The organism is Nocardia kruczakiae NBRC 101016 (assembly GCF_001612965.1).
Taxonomy (GTDB): Bacteria; Actinomycetota; Actinomycetes; order Mycobacteriales; family Mycobacteriaceae; genus Nocardia; species Nocardia kruczakiae.
In genome coordinates, this window is sequence record NZ_BDBL01000001.1 from 155,327 (window position 1) to 174,000 (window position 18,674).

At 68.1% G+C, this 18,674-nt stretch carries 20 protein-coding genes; 11 read left to right on the top strand and 9 right to left on the bottom strand.

Features of this window, described 5'->3' with window-relative positions:
* Positions 1 to 114 precede the first annotated feature (114 nt).
* Positions 115 to 423: a chorismate mutase gene (locus tag NK1_RS00295; RefSeq protein WP_036505489.1), complete on the bottom strand. Its 309-nt coding sequence runs from the start codon at positions 421 to 423 to the stop codon at positions 115 to 117.
* A gap of 303 nt (positions 424 to 726) precedes the next feature.
* Between NK1_RS00295 and pcrA the strand changes: the two genes are divergently transcribed.
* Positions 727 to 3,276 carry a DNA helicase PcrA gene (gene pcrA / locus NK1_RS00300; protein WP_084460465.1) on the top strand — a complete coding sequence of 850 codons (2,550 nt, stop codon included), beginning with the start codon at positions 727 to 729 and terminating at the stop codon, positions 3,274 to 3,276.
* A 15-nt stretch (positions 3,277 to 3,291) separates the two neighbouring features.
* Here pcrA and NK1_RS36130 read toward each other — a convergent pair whose 3' ends face one another.
* Both NK1_RS36130 and NK1_RS33365 read right to left on the bottom strand, forming a co-directional pair.
* Complete coding sequence (locus tag NK1_RS36130) at positions 3,292 to 3,633, bottom strand: GNAT family N-acetyltransferase (protein WP_084460487.1); 342 nt, start codon at positions 3,631 to 3,633, stop codon at positions 3,292 to 3,294.
* The gene (locus NK1_RS33365) at positions 3,542 to 4,354 is read right to left on the bottom strand and encodes a M23 family metallopeptidase (protein ID WP_439955921.1); all 813 of its coding nucleotides are present in this window, start codon (positions 4,352 to 4,354) and stop codon (positions 3,542 to 3,544) included. The genes NK1_RS36130 and NK1_RS33365 overlap by 92 nt, the downstream gene beginning before the upstream one ends.
* A 1,128-nt stretch (positions 4,355 to 5,482) precedes the next feature.
* Here NK1_RS33365 and sucC point away from each other — a divergent pair.
* From sucC to purH, 6 genes are all read left to right on the top strand, one after another.
* Entirely contained in the window at positions 5,483 to 6,649 is a 1,167-nt protein-coding gene (gene sucC / locus NK1_RS00310; RefSeq protein WP_063006638.1) for an ADP-forming succinate--CoA ligase subunit beta, read from the top strand.
* A gap of 11 nt (positions 6,650 to 6,660) precedes the next feature.
* Positions 6,661 to 7,575, top strand: a complete 915-nt coding sequence (sucD, locus tag NK1_RS00315; RefSeq protein ID WP_039780846.1) for a succinate--CoA ligase subunit alpha — start codon at positions 6,661 to 6,663, stop codon at positions 7,573 to 7,575.
* Positions 7,576 to 7,987: 412 nt separating this feature from the next.
* Positions 7,988 to 9,127 (top strand): DUF5336 domain-containing protein, encoded by a 1,140-nt coding sequence (locus tag NK1_RS00320; protein ID WP_245660286.1) that lies wholly within the window; start codon positions 7,988 to 7,990, stop codon positions 9,125 to 9,127.
* 154 nt (positions 9,128 to 9,281) lie between these two features.
* Positions 9,282 to 10,988 (top strand): cell division protein PerM, encoded by a 1,707-nt coding sequence (locus NK1_RS00325; protein WP_063006639.1) that lies wholly within the window; start codon positions 9,282 to 9,284, stop codon positions 10,986 to 10,988.
* A 65-nt stretch (positions 10,989 to 11,053) separates the two neighbouring features.
* A complete protein-coding gene (gene purN / locus NK1_RS00330; protein WP_174552681.1) occupies positions 11,054 to 11,698 on the top strand; it encodes a phosphoribosylglycinamide formyltransferase in 645 nt (214 codons plus the stop codon).
* Entirely contained in the window at positions 11,691 to 13,310 is a 1,620-nt protein-coding gene (purH, locus tag NK1_RS00335) for a bifunctional phosphoribosylaminoimidazolecarboxamide formyltransferase/IMP cyclohydrolase (protein ID WP_063006641.1), read from the top strand. The genes purN and purH overlap by 8 nt, the downstream gene beginning before the upstream one ends.
* Before the next feature lie 83 nt (positions 13,311 to 13,393).
* Here the strand turns inward: purH and NK1_RS00340 are convergent, their stop codons facing one another.
* The 5 genes from NK1_RS00340 to rpmB all read right to left on the bottom strand — a co-directional run bounded on the left by NK1_RS00340 (position 13,394) and on the right by rpmB (position 15,026).
* Positions 13,394 to 13,855 (bottom strand): hypothetical protein, encoded by a 462-nt coding sequence (locus tag NK1_RS00340; protein WP_063006642.1) that lies wholly within the window; start codon positions 13,853 to 13,855, stop codon positions 13,394 to 13,396.
* Positions 13,856 to 13,965: 110 nt separating this feature from the next.
* Entirely contained in the window at positions 13,966 to 14,220 is a 255-nt protein-coding gene (gene rpsR / locus NK1_RS00345) for a 30S ribosomal protein S18 (protein ID WP_040722001.1), read from the bottom strand.
* A 97-nt stretch (positions 14,221 to 14,317) separates the two neighbouring features.
* Complete coding sequence (rpsN, locus tag NK1_RS00350; protein ID WP_039780833.1) at positions 14,318 to 14,623, bottom strand: 30S ribosomal protein S14; 306 nt, start codon at positions 14,621 to 14,623, stop codon at positions 14,318 to 14,320.
* Positions 14,623 to 14,790 carry a 50S ribosomal protein L33 gene (rpmG, locus tag NK1_RS00355; protein WP_036505471.1) on the bottom strand — a complete coding sequence of 56 codons (168 nt, stop codon included), beginning with the start codon at positions 14,788 to 14,790 and terminating at the stop codon, positions 14,623 to 14,625. Before rpmG ends, rpsN begins: the two co-directional genes overlap by 1 nt.
* On the bottom strand, positions 14,790 to 15,026 hold the full coding sequence (gene rpmB, locus NK1_RS00360; RefSeq protein WP_063006643.1) for a 50S ribosomal protein L28: 237 nt from the start codon (positions 15,024 to 15,026) through the stop codon (positions 14,790 to 14,792). Before rpmB ends, rpmG begins: the two co-directional genes overlap by 1 nt.
* 94 nt (positions 15,027 to 15,120) lie before the next feature.
* Here rpmB and mrf point away from each other — a divergent pair, with 94 nt between their 5' ends.
* From mrf to rpmF, 3 genes are read left to right on the top strand one after another with little or no spacing between them, the layout of a single operon-like run.
* On the top strand, positions 15,121 to 16,425 hold the full coding sequence (gene mrf, locus NK1_RS00365; RefSeq protein WP_439955919.1) for a ribosome hibernation factor-recruiting GTPase MRF: 1,305 nt from the start codon (positions 15,121 to 15,123) through the stop codon (positions 16,423 to 16,425).
* 4 nt (positions 16,426 to 16,429) lie between these two features.
* Positions 16,430 to 16,708 (top strand): type B 50S ribosomal protein L31, encoded by a 279-nt coding sequence (locus NK1_RS00370; protein ID WP_063006644.1) that lies wholly within the window; start codon positions 16,430 to 16,432, stop codon positions 16,706 to 16,708.
* 1 nt (position 16,709) lies between these two features.
* Entirely contained in the window at positions 16,710 to 16,883 is a 174-nt protein-coding gene (gene rpmF, locus NK1_RS00375) for a 50S ribosomal protein L32 (protein ID WP_063006645.1), read from the top strand.
* A gap of 269 nt (positions 16,884 to 17,152) precedes the next feature.
* On the opposite strand, the gene NK1_RS00380 is transcribed toward rpmF, so the two are convergent.
* The gene (locus NK1_RS00380; RefSeq protein ID WP_157104016.1) at positions 17,153 to 17,587 is read right to left on the bottom strand and encodes a hypothetical protein; all 435 of its coding nucleotides are present in this window, start codon (positions 17,585 to 17,587) and stop codon (positions 17,153 to 17,155) included.
* Between the two features lie 373 nt (positions 17,588 to 17,960).
* Between NK1_RS00380 and NK1_RS00385 the strand changes: the two genes are divergently transcribed.
* A complete protein-coding gene (locus NK1_RS00385) occupies positions 17,961 to 18,611 on the top strand; it encodes a DUF8020 domain-containing protein (RefSeq protein WP_063905863.1) in 651 nt (216 codons plus the stop codon).
* Positions 18,612 to 18,674: the final 63 nt, after the last annotated feature.

Consider the following 18,674-nt stretch of genomic DNA (forward strand, 5'->3'; position numbering starts at 1 on the left):
AAACGACCGCCCCGGGGGATCGGCACCCGGGGCGGCCTGGGGTCGCGGAGTTCGTCGAGACGATCGCCGCGTGGTCTCGGTGGGTTGTAGCTCAGTGGCCGAGCCGGCGGTAACTCAGTGGCCGAGACGGCCGCGGCCGAGGCGGAGCAGCAGCATGGCCAGCGTGTGACCTTCCTGACCCAGTTCGCTGAAGCGTTCCAGCACCTTCATCTCGCGGGAGTGCACCAGGCGCGGGCCACCGTTGGCCATGCGGGTGCGGCCGATGATGCGCGAGACCTCGGTGCGCCGCTTGATGGCTGCGAGAATCTCGGCGTCGAGGCGATCGATCTCCTTGCGGAGCTTCTCGATCTCCGCCTCACTACTCGGCAACGTCGCATCGGAACCGGTCGCGGGCTGATCAATCGGCTCAGTAGAGGTGCTCATACTTTCTTCTCCTCGTGTCAGAACTTCGATCGGCGTGCGGCCCTGCCCCGTTACCGATGTGATTCCTCCACCGTGAAACAGACCTGTTCGGCCTTGAATTGTCCCCCGTCGAGTATGCGCTCACGTGCGAAATCGGCGACCACGAATACCTTCGTACGCCTGAACAGCAGAGGTCGTGAGCGCGCTGGTCATGTGGCCAGTCTGCCACGTGGGGCAAGTGAGGCAAAGTTCTCGGCGGTGAGAATGCGCTGAGATCGCGCCGGACTACAGCATGTCGGTGGCCGCCGGTAGCGTGGATGGACGATGGAGACGACGGTGGCGGGAACAGCGGCGGGGACGGCAACGGTGGGTACGGCGGCAACGCGAGGTGCGGACAGGTCCGCGCAGGCCGATCAACAGGCGCAGCGCCTGCTCGAGGGCCTGAATCCGCAGCAGCGGGCGGCGGTCGTGCACGCGGGTTCACCCCTGCTGATCGTGGCCGGCGCCGGCTCCGGGAAGACCGCCGTACTCACCCGGCGCATCGCCTATCTGCTGGCCGAACGCGGCGTCACGCCCGGGCAGATCCTGGCCATCACGTTCACCAACAAGGCCGCGGCGGAGATGCGCGAGCGCGTGACGGACCTGGTCGGTCCGCGCGCCGCCGCCATGTGGGTGTCGACCTTCCACTCCTCCTGTGTGCGCATCCTGCGCATGCAGGCGAATCTGCTGCCCGGCGCGTTGAACTCCAACTTCTCCATCTACGACGCCGACGACTCGCGCCGCCTGCTGGCGATGATCATTCGCGACCAGAATCTGGATCCGAAGAAATATTCGCCGCGACTGCTCGCGACCGCGATCTCCAATCTCAAGAACGAGCTGATCGACCCCGAAACGGCCACGGCCGACGCGGAATCCGACGAGACGGAACTGCCCGGCATCGTCGCCCGGGTCTACACCGAATATCAGCGGCGGCTGCGCGCGGCCAACGCCTTCGACTTCGACGATCTGATCGGCGAGACGGTCGCGCTCCTGCAGAGCCACCCGCAGGTCGCCGAGTACTACCGCCGTCGGTTCCGGCATGTGCTGGTCGACGAGTACCAGGACACCAATCACGCCCAGTACGTGCTGGTGCGCGAACTGGTCGGCCATCATGTGCGACCGGCGGCCGACGAACTCGCCGACGCCGATGCGGGGGCCGAGGCGGCCGATCCGGAATTCAGCCCGGCACGCCGCGGCGATGCGGTGCCGCCCAGCGAGCTGTGTGTGGTCGGTGACGCCGACCAGTCCATCTACGCGTTCCGCGGGGCGACCATCCGCAATATCGAGGAATTCGAGCGCGATTTCCCCGATGCGGAAACGATTCTGCTGGAACAGAACTACCGCTCCACCCAGCACATCCTCTCGGCTGCCAACGCGCTCATCTCCCGCAACGAGAATCGGCGCGACAAGAAGTTGTGGACCGATTCCGGTGAGGGCGATCTGATCGTCGGCTACGTCGCCGACAACGAACACGACGAGGCGTCGTTCGTCGCGCGAGAGATCGACCGCCTGGTCGAACAGGGCGACTACAACTACGGCGATGTCGCGGTGTTCTATCGCACCAACAACAACTCGCGGGCGCTGGAAGAAATCTTCATCCGTATGGGGTTGCCCTACAAGGTGGTCGGCGGCGTCCGGTTCTACGAGCGCAAGGAGGTCCGCGATGTGGTCGCTTACCTGCGCGTGCTGGAGAATCCCGACGACGCGGTGAGCCTGCGCCGCATTCTCAACACTCCGCGCCGCGGGATCGGTGACCGCGCCGAGGCGTGTGTGGCGGTGCACGCCGAACAGCGCGACATCGGTTTCGCGGCGGCGCTGCGCGATGCCGCCGACGGCAAGGTGGCGCTGTTGAACACCCGCGCCCAGCGCGCGATCGCCGGCTTCCTCGATCTGCTCGACGAGATTCGCGCCGCCGGCGTCACCGACGACAGCGAATTCCCCGATGTGGGCAATGTCGTCGAGGCGGTCCTGGACAAGACCGGCTACCGCGCCGAGCTGGAGGCCTCCGACGATCCGCAGGACGGCGCCCGGCTGGACAACCTCAACGAATTGGTCAGCGTGGCAAGGGAATTCAGTTCCGAGGCGCGCAACAATGTCGAGGCCGCCCGCGCGGAGGGCCTGCTGCCCGAGGCGGCCGACGGCGAGCCGGACCCCGGTTCCCTGGCGGCGTTCCTGGAACGGGTCTCGCTGGTGGCCGATACCGATCAGATCCCGGACGGGGGTTCCGGCGTGGTCACCCTGATGACCCTGCACACCGCGAAGGGCCTGGAGTTCCCGGTGGTGTTCGTGACCGGCTGGGAGGACGGCCAGTTCCCGCACATGCGCGCGCTGGGCGATCCGGCCGAACTGGCCGAGGAGCGCCGCCTGGCGTATGTCGGCATCACCCGCGCCCGGAAACGGCTGTACCTGAGCCGCGCGGTGGTGCGCTCCGGCTGGGGACAGGCGGTGTCGAATCCGGAGTCCCGCTTCCTGCAGGAGATTCCGGGGCATCTGATGGATTGGCAGCGGCTGGAACCGACTCCGCCGTCGGGCGGGCGAGGGTTCCGCCGCCGCGGCGAGGACGACGGCCTGGAACGCGATTGGACCCGCGGTGACGGCTGGTCCCAGCAGCGCCCCGGCCTGCGCGACCGCAGCCCTGCCCGGCCCGCCGCCAAGCACAACAACTCCGGACTGGTGCTCGCCGTCGGCGACCGCGTCAGCGACGACAAGTACGGTCTCGGCCGCGTGGTCGCCGCCGAAGGCTTCGGCGCCCTCGCCACGGTCACCATCGATTTCGGCACTGCCGGCAAGATCCGCCTGATCCCGCAGTACAGCCGGACCCTGATCAAACTCTGAGCGGCGACCGCGACCTCAGCCGATCGCCGGGGCGACAGCCTTGACCATGACTCGCTCCACTCGGGGATGCGACCGGTGATCGGCTGGTTCGTCCGGTTGCGCGAGCTCGCCGCGTTCCGGTAGGAAGTCGAAGCCGTTGCGCCGGTACAGCCCGATGGCATGTCGGTTGTCGCTGAAGACGTCGAGCCGCAGAGTGGTGTAGCGGCCCTCGGCAGCCCAACGTTCGAGAGCGCGGAGCAGCAGGATCGACCGCTGCGAACGAGTCTCAGTCGCGTTCGGGGCCGAGGGAGATACCGCGGGAGGCGAGCCAGGGGAGGGGGTCGATCTTGTCCTGGCCGTTGAGCCACACCTCGAAATGGCAGTGCGGGCCGGTGGAGAAGCCGCGGTTGCCGACGGTGGCGATCTGGTCGCCCGCCAGCACGTGCTGGCCTTCCGAGACGGTGGCGGTGTCGACGTGGCCGTAGACCGTGATGGTGCCGTCGGCGTGCCGCAGACGGACCCACATGCCGAAACCGGAGGCCGGGCCGGCGCTGATCACCTCGCCGTCCTCGACCGCGTAGATCGGGGTACCGATGGGGGCCGCGATGTCGACACCCAGATGCTGCACACCCCAGCGGCTACCGAAGCCGGAGGTGAAGGTGCCGTTGGCGAATTTGGAGAACAGAGGGCGCAGTTTCGCCGATTCCTGGGCCGCGAGTCCGGCGGCGAATTCCTGACCGTGCTGCAGGATGTCCTGGAACTGACGGAGGTCCGCGACGGGCGCGATATTGAGAACCTGCGGCGACTGCGGATTGCCCGCCTGGGTGCTGACCGCCTGGGCCGCGATTTCGTGGACCTGACCGGCGGCGTCGTAGTCGGCGGTCGCAGTGTGGTGCTGACTGCCGGACTCCATTCCGGCCTGGCCGGCGGCGACCACCGCGCCGGCGGCGACCGCCACCACGGCGGCGCGGCCCTTGAGCGCGGCGGGCGGGGTCGGCACGCGGTGCGCACCGCTGAAGCGCCGGGGGCCCTCCGCGTCGGTGCCGGTCTCATCGGCGTCGGCGCTGTCTCGCTTCCAGGAGCTGCGCAGCCGGGCCAGGTTGAACGATTCGTTGCCGGCGGGTTCGTCGAATTCGTCGTCGGCGTCGTAGTGAGCGGCGTCGTAGTCGGCGGGGCCCTCGGGGTAGTGCACGCCGCGGCCGTCGTCGAGACCGGGGTCCGCCGCGGCCCACTCGTCGGTCCGTGGCCACTGCGGATCGGCGGTCCAGTCACCGTCGGGCTGCGCCTGGGCTCCCCACGGCTGCCACTGCCCGGAATCCTCCGAAGCGGTTGCGCCCCAGGCGTTCTCGGTGGAATTCCCGGTGGTCGCGGTGAGGCCGACGACGGTCGCGCCCGCCACACCGGCGCCGGCGGACATCCAGCTGTCGGCACGTCCCGGCATACTGCGCACGGGTGGGGCCGCGGGCTCCTCGGAACGGGAACCGGTGTAACCGCCGAAAGATTGGTTACCACCGAAGTACGGATGCTGGTCGAGGGATTCTCCGTCGCCGCGGTAACGGCGGGCGGACTGTGGCCGATGCCCAGGTTGTAGGCGACCGTGGCTCATCGGCGGACTCCGAGACCGGGTAACGCGGGGGATCCGGAAGACGCGGGACGCGGTGCGCCGGTGGAACGGCTTGCTACCTGCGGAGCACTGTGCTGCAACAAGCCTGCCGTCCTCCTGATCGGTGCGGTGTACGCGGCCTCATCCGGGTGGGTCTGTCGATGTGTTCTACCAGCTGGGCCCGACGACCGAGTGACGAGTATTCCCGTCACGCCTGTGATCTGGCTGTGACATCGACCGCATCGACGGTAACGAAACGATTGCAGGTGGGCAAGCGCTCCGCTCGATATGGGGGCACTTGTGACATTGATCACGTCTGGCGCGCGGAATATCTCACGTTCCACTGGGCACGCGAGTGAGAACAGACAACTACACTATGTAGTAGCCAGCGTGGCAATTCGGATCATCGTCCGCCCTACCTGGCGGCGTGTCAGCAAGCTACTCGCCAGTAGCCTTGGCCAGCGGTTTTGCCCGGGCGGATGCCCGCTCGTGACCTGCGCCACTTAGGCTGTATGCGGCTGATTTCGGCGACATCGAACTGATTAGAGTCCGACTCGACCCGCTTCCGACGACGGGCCGCCAACAAAGTCGTTGTCACAACAACGCAGACGAGACGGTGAGTACATGGATCTCTTCGAATATCAGGCGAAGGAACTCTTCGTGAAGCACGGAGTGCCTTCGTCGGAGGGCCGCGTCACGGACTCGGCCGAGGACGCCCGTGCCATCGCGACCGAAATCGGCAAGCCTGTGATGATCAAGTCGCAGGTCAAGGTCGGTGGCCGCGGTAAGGCCGGTGGCGTGAAGTACGCCGCCACTCCGGACGACGCCCTCACCCACGCGAACAACATCCTGGGCCTGGACATCAAGGGCCACGTCACCAAGAAGATCCTGGTCGCCGAGGCCAAGGACATCGCGGAGGAGTACTACATCTCCTTCCTGCTCGATCGTGCCAACCGCACCTACCTGGCCATGTGCTCGGTCGAGGGCGGTATGGAGATCGAAGAGGTCGCCGCCACCAAGCCCGACCGCCTGGCCAAGGTGCCGGTCGACGCCGTCAAGGGTGTGGACCTGGCCTTCGCGCGTTCGATCGCCGAGCAGGGCCATCTGCCCGCCGACGTGCTGGACGCCGCCGCGGTGACCATTCAGAAGCTGTGGGAGGTCTTCGTCGGCGAAGACGCCACCCTGGTCGAGGTGAACCCGCTGGTTCGCACTCCCGAGGGCGAGATCCTGGCGCTGGACGGCAAGGTCACCCTGGACGAGAACGCCGACTTCCGCCACCCCGACCACGCCGAGTTCGCCGATCGTGACGCCACCGATCCGCTGGAGCTCAAGGCCAAGGAGAACGACCTCAACTACGTCAAGCTCGACGGTGAGGTCGGCATCATCGGCAACGGCGCCGGCCTGGTCATGTCGACCCTGGACGTCGTCGCCTACGCCGGTGAGAAGCACAACGGCGTGAAGCCGGCCAACTTCCTCGACATCGGTGGTGGCGCCTCGGCCGAGGTGATGGCCAACGGTCTCGACGTGATCCTCAACGACGCGCAGGTCAAGAGCGTGTTCGTGAACGTGTTCGGCGGCATCACCGCGTGTGACGCGGTGGCCAACGGCATCGTCAAGGCCCTGGAGATCCTGGGGTCGGAGGCGAACAAGCCACTGGTCGTCCGCCTCGACGGCAACAAGGTCGAGGAGGGTCGCCAGATCCTCGTCGATGCCAACCACCCGCTGGTCACCCTCGCCCAGACCATGGACGAAGGCGCCGACAAGGCCGCTGAACTGGCTGCGGCCAAGTAAGGACTACAGAGATGTCTATCTTCCTGAACAAGGACTCCAAGGTCATCGTCCAGGGCATCACCGGCGGTGAGGGCACCAAGCACACCGCACTGATGCTGAAGGCGGGCACCCAGGTCGTCGGCGGCGTCAACGCCCGCAAGGCCGGCACCACCGTCTCGCACACCGCCAAGGACGGCTCGGACGTCGAGCTGCCGGTGTTCGGCACCGTCGCCGAGGCCATCAAGGAGACCGGCGCCGACGTGTCGATCGCCTTCGTGCCGCCGAAGTTCGCCAAGGACGCCATCATCGAGGCCATCGACGCGGAGATCCCGCTGCTCGTGGTCATCACCGAGGGCATCCCGGTGCAGGACACCGCCTACGCGTGGGCCTACAACGTGGAGAAGGGCAACAAGACCCGGATCATCGGCCCCAACTGCCCCGGCATCATCACCCCGGGCGAGTCGCTGGTGGGCATCACCCCGGCCAACATCACCGGCAAGGGCCCGATCGGCCTGGTGTCGAAGTCGGGCACCCTGACCTACCAGATGATGTACGAGCTGCGTGACTTCGGCTTCTCGACCTCCATCGGCATCGGTGGCGACCCGGTCATCGGCACCACCCACATCGACGCCATCGAGGCGTTCGAGAAGGACCCGGAGACCAAGCTCATCGTCATGATCGGCGAGATCGGCGGCGACGCCGAGGAGCGGGCGGCGGCCTACATCAAGGCCAACGTCACCAAGCCGGTCGTCGGCTACGTCGCGGGCTTCACCGCGCCGGAGGGCAAGACCATGGGCCACGCCGGCGCCATCGTCTCCGGCTCCTCGGGCACCGCCGCCGCGAAGAAGGAGGCCCTCGAGGCCGCGGGCGTGAAGGTCGGCAAGACCCCGTCCGAGACCGCCGCCCTGGCGCGCGAGATCCTGGAGAAGGCCTCGATCACCGCTTGATCGTTCGCTGCCGTGCGGCAGCGGGACACAGCGCGAAGGCCGCCTTGTCGTAACGGCAAGGCGGCCTTCGTTTTTCACTCGGCAGGTGAACGACGTGCTGCTGGGCAGTAGCAGCTCGCTGCTGTGGGCAGGTCGCAGCTCGCTGCGGTGGGCATGGACAGCAGCGGTTGTCGCGGGCAGGGGACAACCGTCGTTCAGGGTGCCGGGAACAGGTGGCACAGGCCCAGCGCCCGCACCACTGTGCAGAACATTTCCGAAAGGTCCATCCGATACCTCCGATCGTCTTCGGTGACAACACGATCGATCCGGGTATGCGGTTCATAGTGAATTCTCGAGCTTGCCGCCAGTGGCGTCGTGGCCGTGACCGGTGCGCTCGAGTGCAGTAGCGTCAAGGGCATTCAGCCTGAAGCCGATGAAGGACTCGATAGGAGACGACCACATGTCCTACCCGACCGGGGGATCCGGGTACAACGCGCCCAATCAGACGCCCTCGCCCACACCCTCGTCCGCGCCCAGCTTCGGCCAGCAGCCGACAGGTAGTACCGGCGGCGGTTCGGGGCTTTCGGCGTTGAGCGCCAAGGGGCTGACTTTCTACCTGACCGTTGGAATCGCCGCGCTGGGCGTGATCAACTTCTTCCTGGGCTTCCTCGATTTCTCGACCTTCGACGAGGGCGCGATGAACAGCTCCAAGGAGCCCGACAAGGGTATGAGCCTGTTCCAGGAAGGCGGCACGGCGCCGCTGCTGCTCCTGCTGTTCGCGGGTCTGGTGGCCGGTATCGCGCTGCTGCCCAAGCAGGAGGCCAGGAACGCGGTGGTCGCGGCGGCTTCGGCGGCCGGCTTCCTCGGTGTCCTGTTCCAGGCGTTCGTGACGCCGACGCTGTACAAGACCGCGGGCACCGCCTGGGTCCTGGTCTTCCTCGCGCTGGTGCAGCTCGCCGCGGCCGTGGTCGCGCTGCTGTTCGAGAGCGGAATCCTCTCCGCGCCCGAGGCGAAGCCCGCGGCGGCCGCCGCCCCGGGCGCCGGTGGGTCGAGCGCCTACGGCCAGCAGTCCTACGGCCAGAGCCAGCCGGGCCAGCAGCAGTCCTACGGTCAGGCCCAGGCCGGTCAGCAGGCCGCCTACGGCCAGTACGGCCAGCAGTACGGCCAGGCGCAGGGTCAGGCCCAGCAGCAGGGACAGCAGCAGGCGGCTTACGGCCAGTACGGTCAGCAGTACGGCCAGGGCCAGTACGGTCAGCAGCCCTCCGCGTACGGCCAGCAGCCCTACGGTCAGCAGGGTCAGCAGGCGCAGCAGGGTTACGGTGCGCAGGGTGCGCAGTCGCCCTACGGTCAGCGTCCGCAGACCGGTGGTGACGAGGCCGCGACCCAGCACTTCGGCGCCGCGGGCCAGCAGCCCGGCCAGTCCGGTCAGCAGTACGGTTCGCTGAACTTCGGTCAGCAGGGCCAGCAGGGGCAGCCCGGCCAGCCCGGCGCGCAGCCGTTCGGTGGCGAGCAGACCGGCAATCCGGCCGCCGATGCCACCAAGGCCTTCCGTCCCGAGGACGACCAGAAGTAGATCCGCTCGACACGACGATCGGCGAGTCAGGCGCTTTTCACGGCGCGCCTGACTCGCCGATCCGTTTCCAGCTGAGACCCTGTCATGTCGGTGGTCGTGTCGTGCTTCGGCGAGTCAACCGGACGAGTCAACCAGGATCCCGCGAGGTAGTTCTATGAAGTCCGCACTGGTCCGATGGGCCGACCTTCGCGAACAGCGGGCCGGCACGAGACCGGCGCAGGCTCGCCCGAACGCCGATGCGCCCCGGCAGCGGAGCGGTCCCGGCGGCACGGGCGCGGGCGGCCCCGAGGATCCGGTATTCCTCTCACTGAGCCCCGAGCGGGCCAAGGTGCTGCTCGTCATCGCCGCTCGGGCGTCGAGTTTCACCGTGGTCGCCATCGTCGCGCTCGTGCTGATCACGCTGGTGGCTGCGGGCAGCGGTATGACCGGCGCGTCCGGCGCGATCGCGGCCGGCTGGCTGGCCGTGCATCAGGTGCCGGTCGTCGTCGGCAAGACCTCGCTCGGGCTCTTGCCGCTGCTGCCGACCGCGGGCGTGTTGTGGCTGACCATGCACGACTGTGCGCATGCCGTCTCGCCGCGCTCCTCGCGGGCCGATCTGGGCTGGATCGTCGGCGCCGCGCTCGCGGGCCCGCTGCTGGTCACCGCCGTCTGCCTGGCGGTGGCCGAGGATGCCGCCACGGCGGTGCCGCTGCAGTCGCCCGATACGCTCACCGCCTTCTGCTGTGTGGCGGGTTTGCACCTGCTCGCGGCGGTCACCGGGATCGCCACCCGGCCCAATGCGCTGCGCGATCGGATCGCCTCCTCACTGCCGGACTGGGTTTTCGCCGGCGCGCGGGCGGCGGCGCGGGCGCTGTGGCGTCTGCTGCTCGGCGGTGCGATCCTCACGCTGGTGTCGTTCGTGCTGCACTGGTCGGTGATCGGTGACACCTACGCGGCCGCGGGCAATATCGCGGGTCTCGTCGGTCTGACCGTGCTGTCGCTGGCCTATCTGCCGAATGTCGTGATCGCGGCGACCAGCGTGCTGATCGGCGCGGACGTGCACATCGGCGGCGGGGCGCTGAGCGTCTTCTCGGTCGCCGGGGCGCCGGTACCCGCGCTGCCGGTGCTCGCGGCGGTACCGAGCGGACCCGCGGCGGGCTGGTGGCCGGTGTTGCTGCTGGTGCCGGCGGCCGTCGGCGTGCGGGGCGGTTTTGACTGCGCGCGCGAGTCCGCCGACGAGGTGCGCAGCCCATGGGCGACGGTGTTCTCGGCGGCGCTCGCCGCGCTCGCGCTGTTGCTGCTGGGCCTGTTCGCCGGTGGCACGGTCGGATCGTTCGGGGAGATCGGACCGGGCGTGCTGGTCACCGCAGGCCTCACCTTCGCCTGGCTGACCGTCGCCGGATACCTCGGATTGCTGTGTGGGCGAAGGTTTCTCGGAATTCCGCCCGCTGTGGTCGAGGTGGATCTCGGCGGGCGGCGCGACCGGTACCTTCCCACCGACTACTCGCACGACGAGTACGACGAGGACGACCGGGACGAGTACCGGGAGCACGGCTACGACCCCGACCCGGCCGCGGATCGCGACGATTACTACGACGATCGCGCCGAACCGGGCTATATCGACCAGCTGTACGACGACCCGCGCTACGTCGAATACGAATTCGAGGACGAGGTCGCCGTCGCGGACGACTATCCCCAGCCGGCCTACCGCCGCACCGGCTCCACCGAGGTCGTGGAGGTCGACGGCGAACTGCTCGACGACGACCTCGCGCCCGCACACGCCGATCCGGACGCCGAATTCGACGCGGGAAACTCCGACATCGTCGACGCCGAAGTGGTAGAGGGTGACCTGCCGGAGAGCCCCGGCAGGGGCGGTCGTTAGGCTCTAACCCGGCGGACCTCGGGTTCGCCGCCCTCCGGCAGCCCCGACGCACAGGGAGTAGAGCGCTGACCACCCCGCCCGCCCAGCTGGTCCCTCCGACCGCGCCTGCGACCCTCGTCGTTCTCGCCTCGGGCACGGGATCGCTGCTGCAATCGCTGATCGCGGCCACCGAGCGGCCGGACTATCCGGCGCGGATCGCCGCCGTGGGCGTGGACCGGACCTGCGCGGCGACCGAGCATGCGGTCCGGGCCGGCATTCCGGACTTCCGGGTGGCCCCGGCCGACCATCCCGATCGGTCCGCCTGGGATATCGCGCTCACCGACGCGGTCGCGGCCTACGCGCCCGACCTGGTGGTGTCGGCCGGATTCATGCGCCTGTTCGGCCCGAAATTCCTGGAGCGATTCGAGGGCCGGATCATCAACACCCATCCCGCGCTGCTGCCGGCGTTCCCGGGCGCGCACGGCGTGCGCGACGCGCTGGCCTACGGCGTGCGGGTGACGGGTTCCACCGTGCATCTGGTCGACGCGGGCGTCGACACCGGACCGATCCTCGCGCAGGAGCCGGTCGTGGTGCTGCCCGGTGACGACGAGGCGAGCTTGCACGAGCGCATCAAAGTTGTGGAGCGTCGGCTGCTGGCGGACACCGTCGCCGCCGTCGCCACGCGAGGCATTGTCTGCGACGGACGAAAGGCAGTAATCCCAGATGAGTGAGGCCCCGGTGAGTGAGCGCAGCGAACGACCCGAAGACACGGGTGCACGCAGGGCGATCCGCAGGGCGTTGGTGAGCGTCTATGACAAAACCGGGCTCATCGAGCTGGCCACCGGACTGAACGACGCCGGTGTCGAGCTGGTGTCGACCGGTTCGACCGCCGCCCGCATCGCCGACGCCGGAATTCCGGTGACGAAGGTCGAAGACCTGACCGGCTTCCCGGAAACCCTCGACGGCCGGGTGAAGACGCTGCACCCTCGCGTGCACGCCGGCATCCTCGCCGACACCCGCAAGCAGGAGCACCTCGATCAGCTGGTGGAGCTGGGCGTCGAGGCATTCCAGCTGGTGGTGGTGAACCTGTATCCGTTCACGCAGACCGTCGCCAGCGGCGCCACCCCCGACGAATGCGTGGAGCAGATCGATATCGGCGGCCCGTCGATGGTGCGCGCCGCGGCGAAGAACCACCCCTCGGTCGCGGTCGTGGTCGACACCGGGGACTACGACGACGTGCTGACCGCGGTGCGCGGCGGCGGTTTCACCCTGGCCGAGCGAACCACGCTGGCCGCCAAGGCTTTCCAGCACACCGCGAGCTATGACGTCGCGGTCGCGAGCTGGATGACCAACGTGCTGACCGCCGAGGACACCGCGGATTCGGCCGCGGGCGGGCAGTTCCCGTCGTGGATGGGTGGCGTGTGGACCCGCGACGCGGTGCTGCGCTACGGCGAGAATCCGCATCAGGCCGCCGCGCTGTATCGCAACGACTCCGCCCCGGCCGGGCTGGCGCAGGCGAAGCAGGTGCACGGCAAGGAGATGTCGTACAACAACTACACCGATGCCGATGCCGCCTGGCGGGCCGCGTGGGACCACGCCGAACCCGCGGTGGCCATCGTGAAGCATGCCAATCCGTGCGGCATCGCGGTCGGCGCCGATATCGCCGAGGCGCACCGCAAGGCGCACGCCTGCGATCCGGTGAGCGCGTTCGGCGGTGTGATCGCGGCCAACCGCGAGGTCACCGTCGAGATGGCCGAACAGGTGGCCGAGATCTTCACCGAGGTCATCGTGGCCCCCGGCTATGCCGACGGCGCGGTGGAGGTGCTGCAGCGCAAGAAGAACGTGCGCATCCTGATCGCCGACGAACCGCGGCGCGGCGGCGTCGAACTGCGGCCGATCAGCGGCGGCGCGCTGCTGCAGCAGACCGATATCGTCGACGCGGACGGTGACGACCCCGCCAACTGGACCCTCGCCACCGGTGAGCCGGCCGATGCCGAAACCCTCGCCGATCTCGAATTCGCTTGGCGCGCATGCCGTGCCGTGAAATCGAATGCGATTCTGCTGGCCCACGACGGCGCCTCGGTCGGTGTCGGCATGGGGCAGGTCAACCGCGTCGACGCCGTCCATCTGGCGGTCCTGCGCGCCGGTGACCGCGCCAAGGGTTCGGTGGCGGCCTCCGACGCCTACTTCCCGTTCCCCGACGGTCCGCAGCAGCTGATCGCCGCGGGCGTGAAAGCCATTGTGCAGCCGGGTGGTTCGGTGCGCGACCAGCTGACCATCGACGCCTGCCGGGAGGCCGGCGTGACGATGTATCTCACCGGGGCGCGCCACTTCGCGCACTGATCGAGTAACCACCGACGTCGCCGCCCGCTGGTGCCTCCAGCGGGCGGCGACGTTGTTCGAGGGTGCGGTTGCCGGCCCGCGAATCAGTTCGCGCTCAGCACTTTCCGGTCGCCCAGGGGCTTCTTCAGCGGGAGCTCCAGCGTGCCGAAGACGGCGATCATGGTGCACATGCGCCCGGCAGCCTCGGGCAGCGTGCCGGCCTTCAGGGCGACGGTGACGGTGGTGTCGGTTTCGGTGGTGGACGCGTCCACGCCATAGCACTCCGGCGAGCCGATCTGGAAGTTCACCGCGATACGGTCGGGGGCCACCCGGCTCCAGCTGTCGAACGGCAACGGGTGCGGATTGGTGATCGTCGAGTTGGCGGTGAACATCCGGCCGGGTTGCGGCGGATTCTGCTCGGTCGGCGTGCTGACCGCGGCCGTGGTCGTATTCCCTTGTGCCCCACCGTTGTCGGAGTTCCCGCATGCGGTGACCAGCAGGGCCGGTAGTGCGAGTAGGGCGAGTGCCGCCGCTGCGATGCGGCGTCGTCCGGGGATGGAGTCCATGGGGCTCACCCTATCTGCGGCGATGCGGTGGCTGTGATGCGATCCATTCCGTGACCGGAAACGGCGAACGCCCCCGGTGCCGCGGCACCGGGGGCGTTCGTTGATCATCGCTACCTACTGGTGAACGGCAGCAGCGCCATCTCGCGGGCGTTCTTCACCGCGACCGCCACCTGCCGCTGCTGCTGCGGGGTGAGCCCGGTGACGCGGCGGCTGCGGATCTTGCCGCGGTCGGAGATGAACGTGCGCAGCAGGTTCACATCCTTGTAGTCGACGGTCTCGACGCCGGCCGCGATCAGCGGATTCTTCTTGGGCCGCCGGGCCTGTTCGGCGCGGATGCGCTTCGACGGTGCTCGCTTGACTGCCATGTGGGCCATCCTTTCTCGGCGTGAGCTCTGGTCCTACGCTGTCGCGCGGGCGCCCCGACCGCTCCTGCCGGTTCCTTCCGACGAGATCTGCGATGGTCTACCAACTCGATTTGTGTACACCGGGCAGCTCCCCTCGGTGGGCCAGCTCGCGCACACGTACCCGGGATAGTCCGAACTTGCGGAGATGGCCGCGGGGGCGGCCATCGGTGGCGTCCCGATTGCGCAATCGTACCGGACTGGCGTCGCGCGGCAGTCGCTGCAGCGCGAGCTGTGCCGCCGCCCGGCGATCGTCGGCGGTGGCCGGATCGCGGATCAACTCCTTGAGCTCGGCCCGGCGTTCGGCGTAGCGGGCCACGACAGCGCGGCGTTGCTCGTTGCGGGCGATCTTGGATTTCTTCGCCATCACCGCTCCTCGCGGAAGTCGACGTGCCGGCGCAGCAGCGGATCGTATTTGCGCAGCACCATGCGGTCGGGGTCGTTGCGGCGGTTCTTGCGGGTGACGTAGGTGTAGCCGGTCCCGGCCGTCGACCGCAGTTTCACGATGGGTCGAATCTCATTGCTGCGGGCCATCAAACCTTCTCCCCACGCGCCCGGATACGAGCCACGACCGCTTCGATCCCGTCGCGGTCGATGGTCTTGATGCCCTTGGCCGAGACGCGCAGCGTGATGCGGCGGCCCTCGCTGGGCAGGAAGTAGGTCTTGCGCTGGATGTTCGGGTCCCAGCGCCGGTTGGTCCGGACGTGGGAGTGCGAGACGGACTTACCGAAGCCCGGCTTGCGACCGGTGACCTGGCAGTGGGCCGACATGGGGCTCCTTTCTGAAAATCATTTTCGACAACGGTCGCCGCAGACTGTACCGTGTGGCTGGAGCAAATGACAATCATTATCGAAAGGGGTTCCGGTGCTGTCACATCCCGACCGCCGCACGCCCGTCGTGCTGCTGGCGGGCTTCCAGGGGCCGGTCGCGGACGGTATGGATCACCTCGCGCGACTGCTGGGCTCGGCGCCCGGCACCGTCGTCGTGCGACACGATCTGAGCTCACTGCCCGAGGGTGTGGTGCGCCGCCGGGTGCACCTCGACGGCCGGGAGACGGCGAGCGTGCACGAACTCGCGCACGGCTGCGTCTCCTGCACGCTGCGCGCCGATCTGCTGCCGCTGCTGTGCCGGTTGGCGGCACGAGATTCGGTGCACCGCATCGTGATCGCGCTCGATCCGGCCTTCGAGGCGGAAGCCGTATGTCATGCGATCGGCAACGTGCCCGTGGTCGACCTGGTGGGTCGCGTCGACGGGCCCGCCGCCCGCGATGTGCGGATCGAGGCGGTCGTGACCGGGCTCGACGCCCGCAGCTGGCTGCCGGACGCGCTGAGCGACGAGACGATCGACGAACGGGCGGGCGGCCCCGGTGACGACGACCGGACGGTGGCGCAACTCGCCGTCGGACAGGTCGAATTCGCCGACGCCCTCGTGGTTTTCGGTACGGACCAGGTGGGCGACGGTGAGCGCGACGTGCTGCGGTCGGTCGTGGATCGGCTGGTGCCGCGGGCTCCGTCGATCTGGGTCGGCGACGGGCGGGATATCGCCGCGGCGCGCATCGAGATGTTGCTCGACCGCATTCCGGCCGATTCCCGGCGCGGCCGCATCTTCGACGCGCACGCACCGTTGTTGCGCGGCCGGCCACCGCTGACGGAGGAGCACGGTGTGGCGTTGATCGAATTCGCCACCGATCGCCCGTTCCATCCGACCCGCCTGCACGAGGCGATGGATGTGCTGTTCGACGGCGTGGTCACCGCGCGCGGACGCATCTGGCTGGCGACTCAGCCCGAGCGCGTGGTGTGGCTGGAATCCGCCGGTGGGGGAGTGCGGGTCGGTGACGCCGGAACCTGGCTGGCGGCGATGAGTCCCGCGGAACGGGAATCGGTCGACCCCGATCGGCGGGCACTGGCGGCGCTGCGCTGGGACGAGCACTTCGGTGATCGCGACATCTCGATGGTGATCCTCACCTGCGGCGCGGATCCGGACGACATCCGCACCGCACTGCACTGGGCACTGCTCGACGAGGCCGAGATGATCCTGCTGCGCAACGCGCCGGATCTGGTCGCGCACTGGGCCGATCCGTTCGGCGAATTCCACGAGGACCCCTGCGAGACAACCGAATCCGACAACTCAGGCGGCCGCGGCGTCGAATCCCGGCCGAACGAAAGGTAGGGCGATGAAATCAGGGATTCATCCGGAGTACCACCCGGTGGTCTTCGAGGATGTGAGCACGGGCAAACGCTTTCTCACCCGATCGACGGCGACGAGCACCCGCACCGTCGAATGGTCCGACGGCAACAGCTATCCGCTGATCACCGTCGACGTCACCGCGGACTCCCACCCGTTCTGGACCGGGGCGCATCGCGTCCTCGACACCCAGGGCCGGGTGGAGAAATTCGAGCGCAGATACGGCAGGCGCACACCGCGTCCCGCTGCTGTGCGAGGGGAGAACTGAGATGGCGGTGCCGAAGCGACGACTGTCGCGCGCCAACACCCACAGCCGGCGTTCGAACTGGAAGGCGACTCCTCCCGACCTGGTGCCGGTCAGCGTCGGGGGCGTCGTCCACAAGATCCCGCGCCGACTCGTCACCGCCGTCCGACGTGGCCTGATCGACCCGACCCGGCTGTAGGACACGGGTTTCGGTCGAAAATATGTGGCGTTTGCCTGAATCGAGCGACCGATCGGTTATCGAATAAATCGGAGCCAGCAGGGGTATCGGTGTCATCGGGCTTGCGAGGCGGTAGCTGGAATGTGAATCGCCAACTGCTGGTTGGTTTTTGGCGCCGGAAAAAGTCCAGCGGAATTGCTGTTTTCCTGAGACGCCCCCGGTACCCTCGTGGCTGAGGGCGGGTTCTCCTGGCAACAGGAGAACCCGCTCATCGCCACTTTCAGGGCCGTTCACTCATGTCGCGCGGAAGGTGACCGCGCTTCCAACGCTCGCTGTCCGGGCTGCGGCGCATCGTCCGGCTTCGGTCGCAAGGCCTCGAGCAACGACTCCCAGCGTGCGATCTGCTCACCGATCACCGCCGCCGGATTCTCCAGCAGGGCGGCCACCAGCGACAGCGGCCACGGCAGTTCGGTCGCCGGCGGCGCCTGCCGGGTCAGTTCCAGCACTGTCGTCTCCAGATCGGCGATCTCGGTCCGCAACTCGGCGATCTGCCGCAGGGCGGTGCCCAGCGCCTCGACGACCGTCCGTTCCGATATGGCGCCGCCGTCCGTGCCGTCGTCGTCGCCCAGCTGGGGCCAGCCCGCCAAACCGGGACCGCGCAGCTGCACCTGTACATCGCGCAATATCGCTTCCTGCTCCGGAGTCACATCCGGTACCTTCCTCATCGCTCCCGCCGCGGGCCGAAATGCCTGCTCCACACTGTAATTCGCGGAGCTCCTCCGGTGTGCCCCGAGATCGGGGCGGTGACGCCCAGCAGAGCGGTTCCCGTGCGGATGCCGGTCGGCCGGCGGGCGCCGTGTATCGGGGGCCGGAGACGTCGGCGCGCGGGCGGCTGCGCGTTTGCCGACCCTGGCTCAGCCGCCGGAAAATGTCCGAATTTTCAGTTTATTAACATTCCTGGCATCTTCTTGGCGGCTTATTAACGGCCTTTGTTACGTGTTCGTAATGGGTGCACGACAGCCTGTCTAAGGGTTTCGATTTCGAGCTCAGGCGCCAGGGTATCGGCGCCGCAAACTGCTGAAGAAAGTGTATGAGGGAATGAAGCTCAGGAAGTTCGCCGCAACATCGGCTCTGGTCATCGCTGCTCTTGGGATCTCCACCGGCACCGCATTCGCAGCTCCGGCTCCGGCCGCCAACCCCGACATTCATTACACGGCAAACGTTGTCGACAAATCCGTTGTGGTGAAGACGGACGCGGGGTCGCTGACGACCGAAGGCAACGAGTTCCAGGTCCGCGACAACCAGGGCAAGGTGGTAGCCGGATTTCCGCTGAGCTATCAGCACGACGGTCTGGAGTTCCCGATCGCCGCGCAGATCGACGGTAACCAGGCCACCCTGGTGCCGAGCACCGACCGCGCCGCCGCTCACCCGGCGCCGATGCTGCACGATGTGGCCAGCCGTTCGGATCTCGACGCGGCCAACCAGAGTGCGATCAACGAGCTCGGTATCGCCACCAGCATCGGCACCCTCGTCGGCACCGCGATCGGCCTGGCCGGCGGTTGTGCGCTCGGTGCCGTCCTCGGCACCCCGTTCCTTGTCGTCCCGGGCTGGATCGGCGGCTGCCTGACCGGTGCCGCCCTGGGCGCCCCGCTGGGTGCCGCGGCCGGTCTGGTCGGCGTCGGCGGCATCTCCGGCGTGCTCGTCGCGATCGAGTACTTCAACCGGATCAACGCGCCCGCCGAAGGGTAATCACCAGTAGCGCAACGCGATCGGGGCGGGCCGTACGGCCCGCCCCGATTCTCGTCTGTGCGC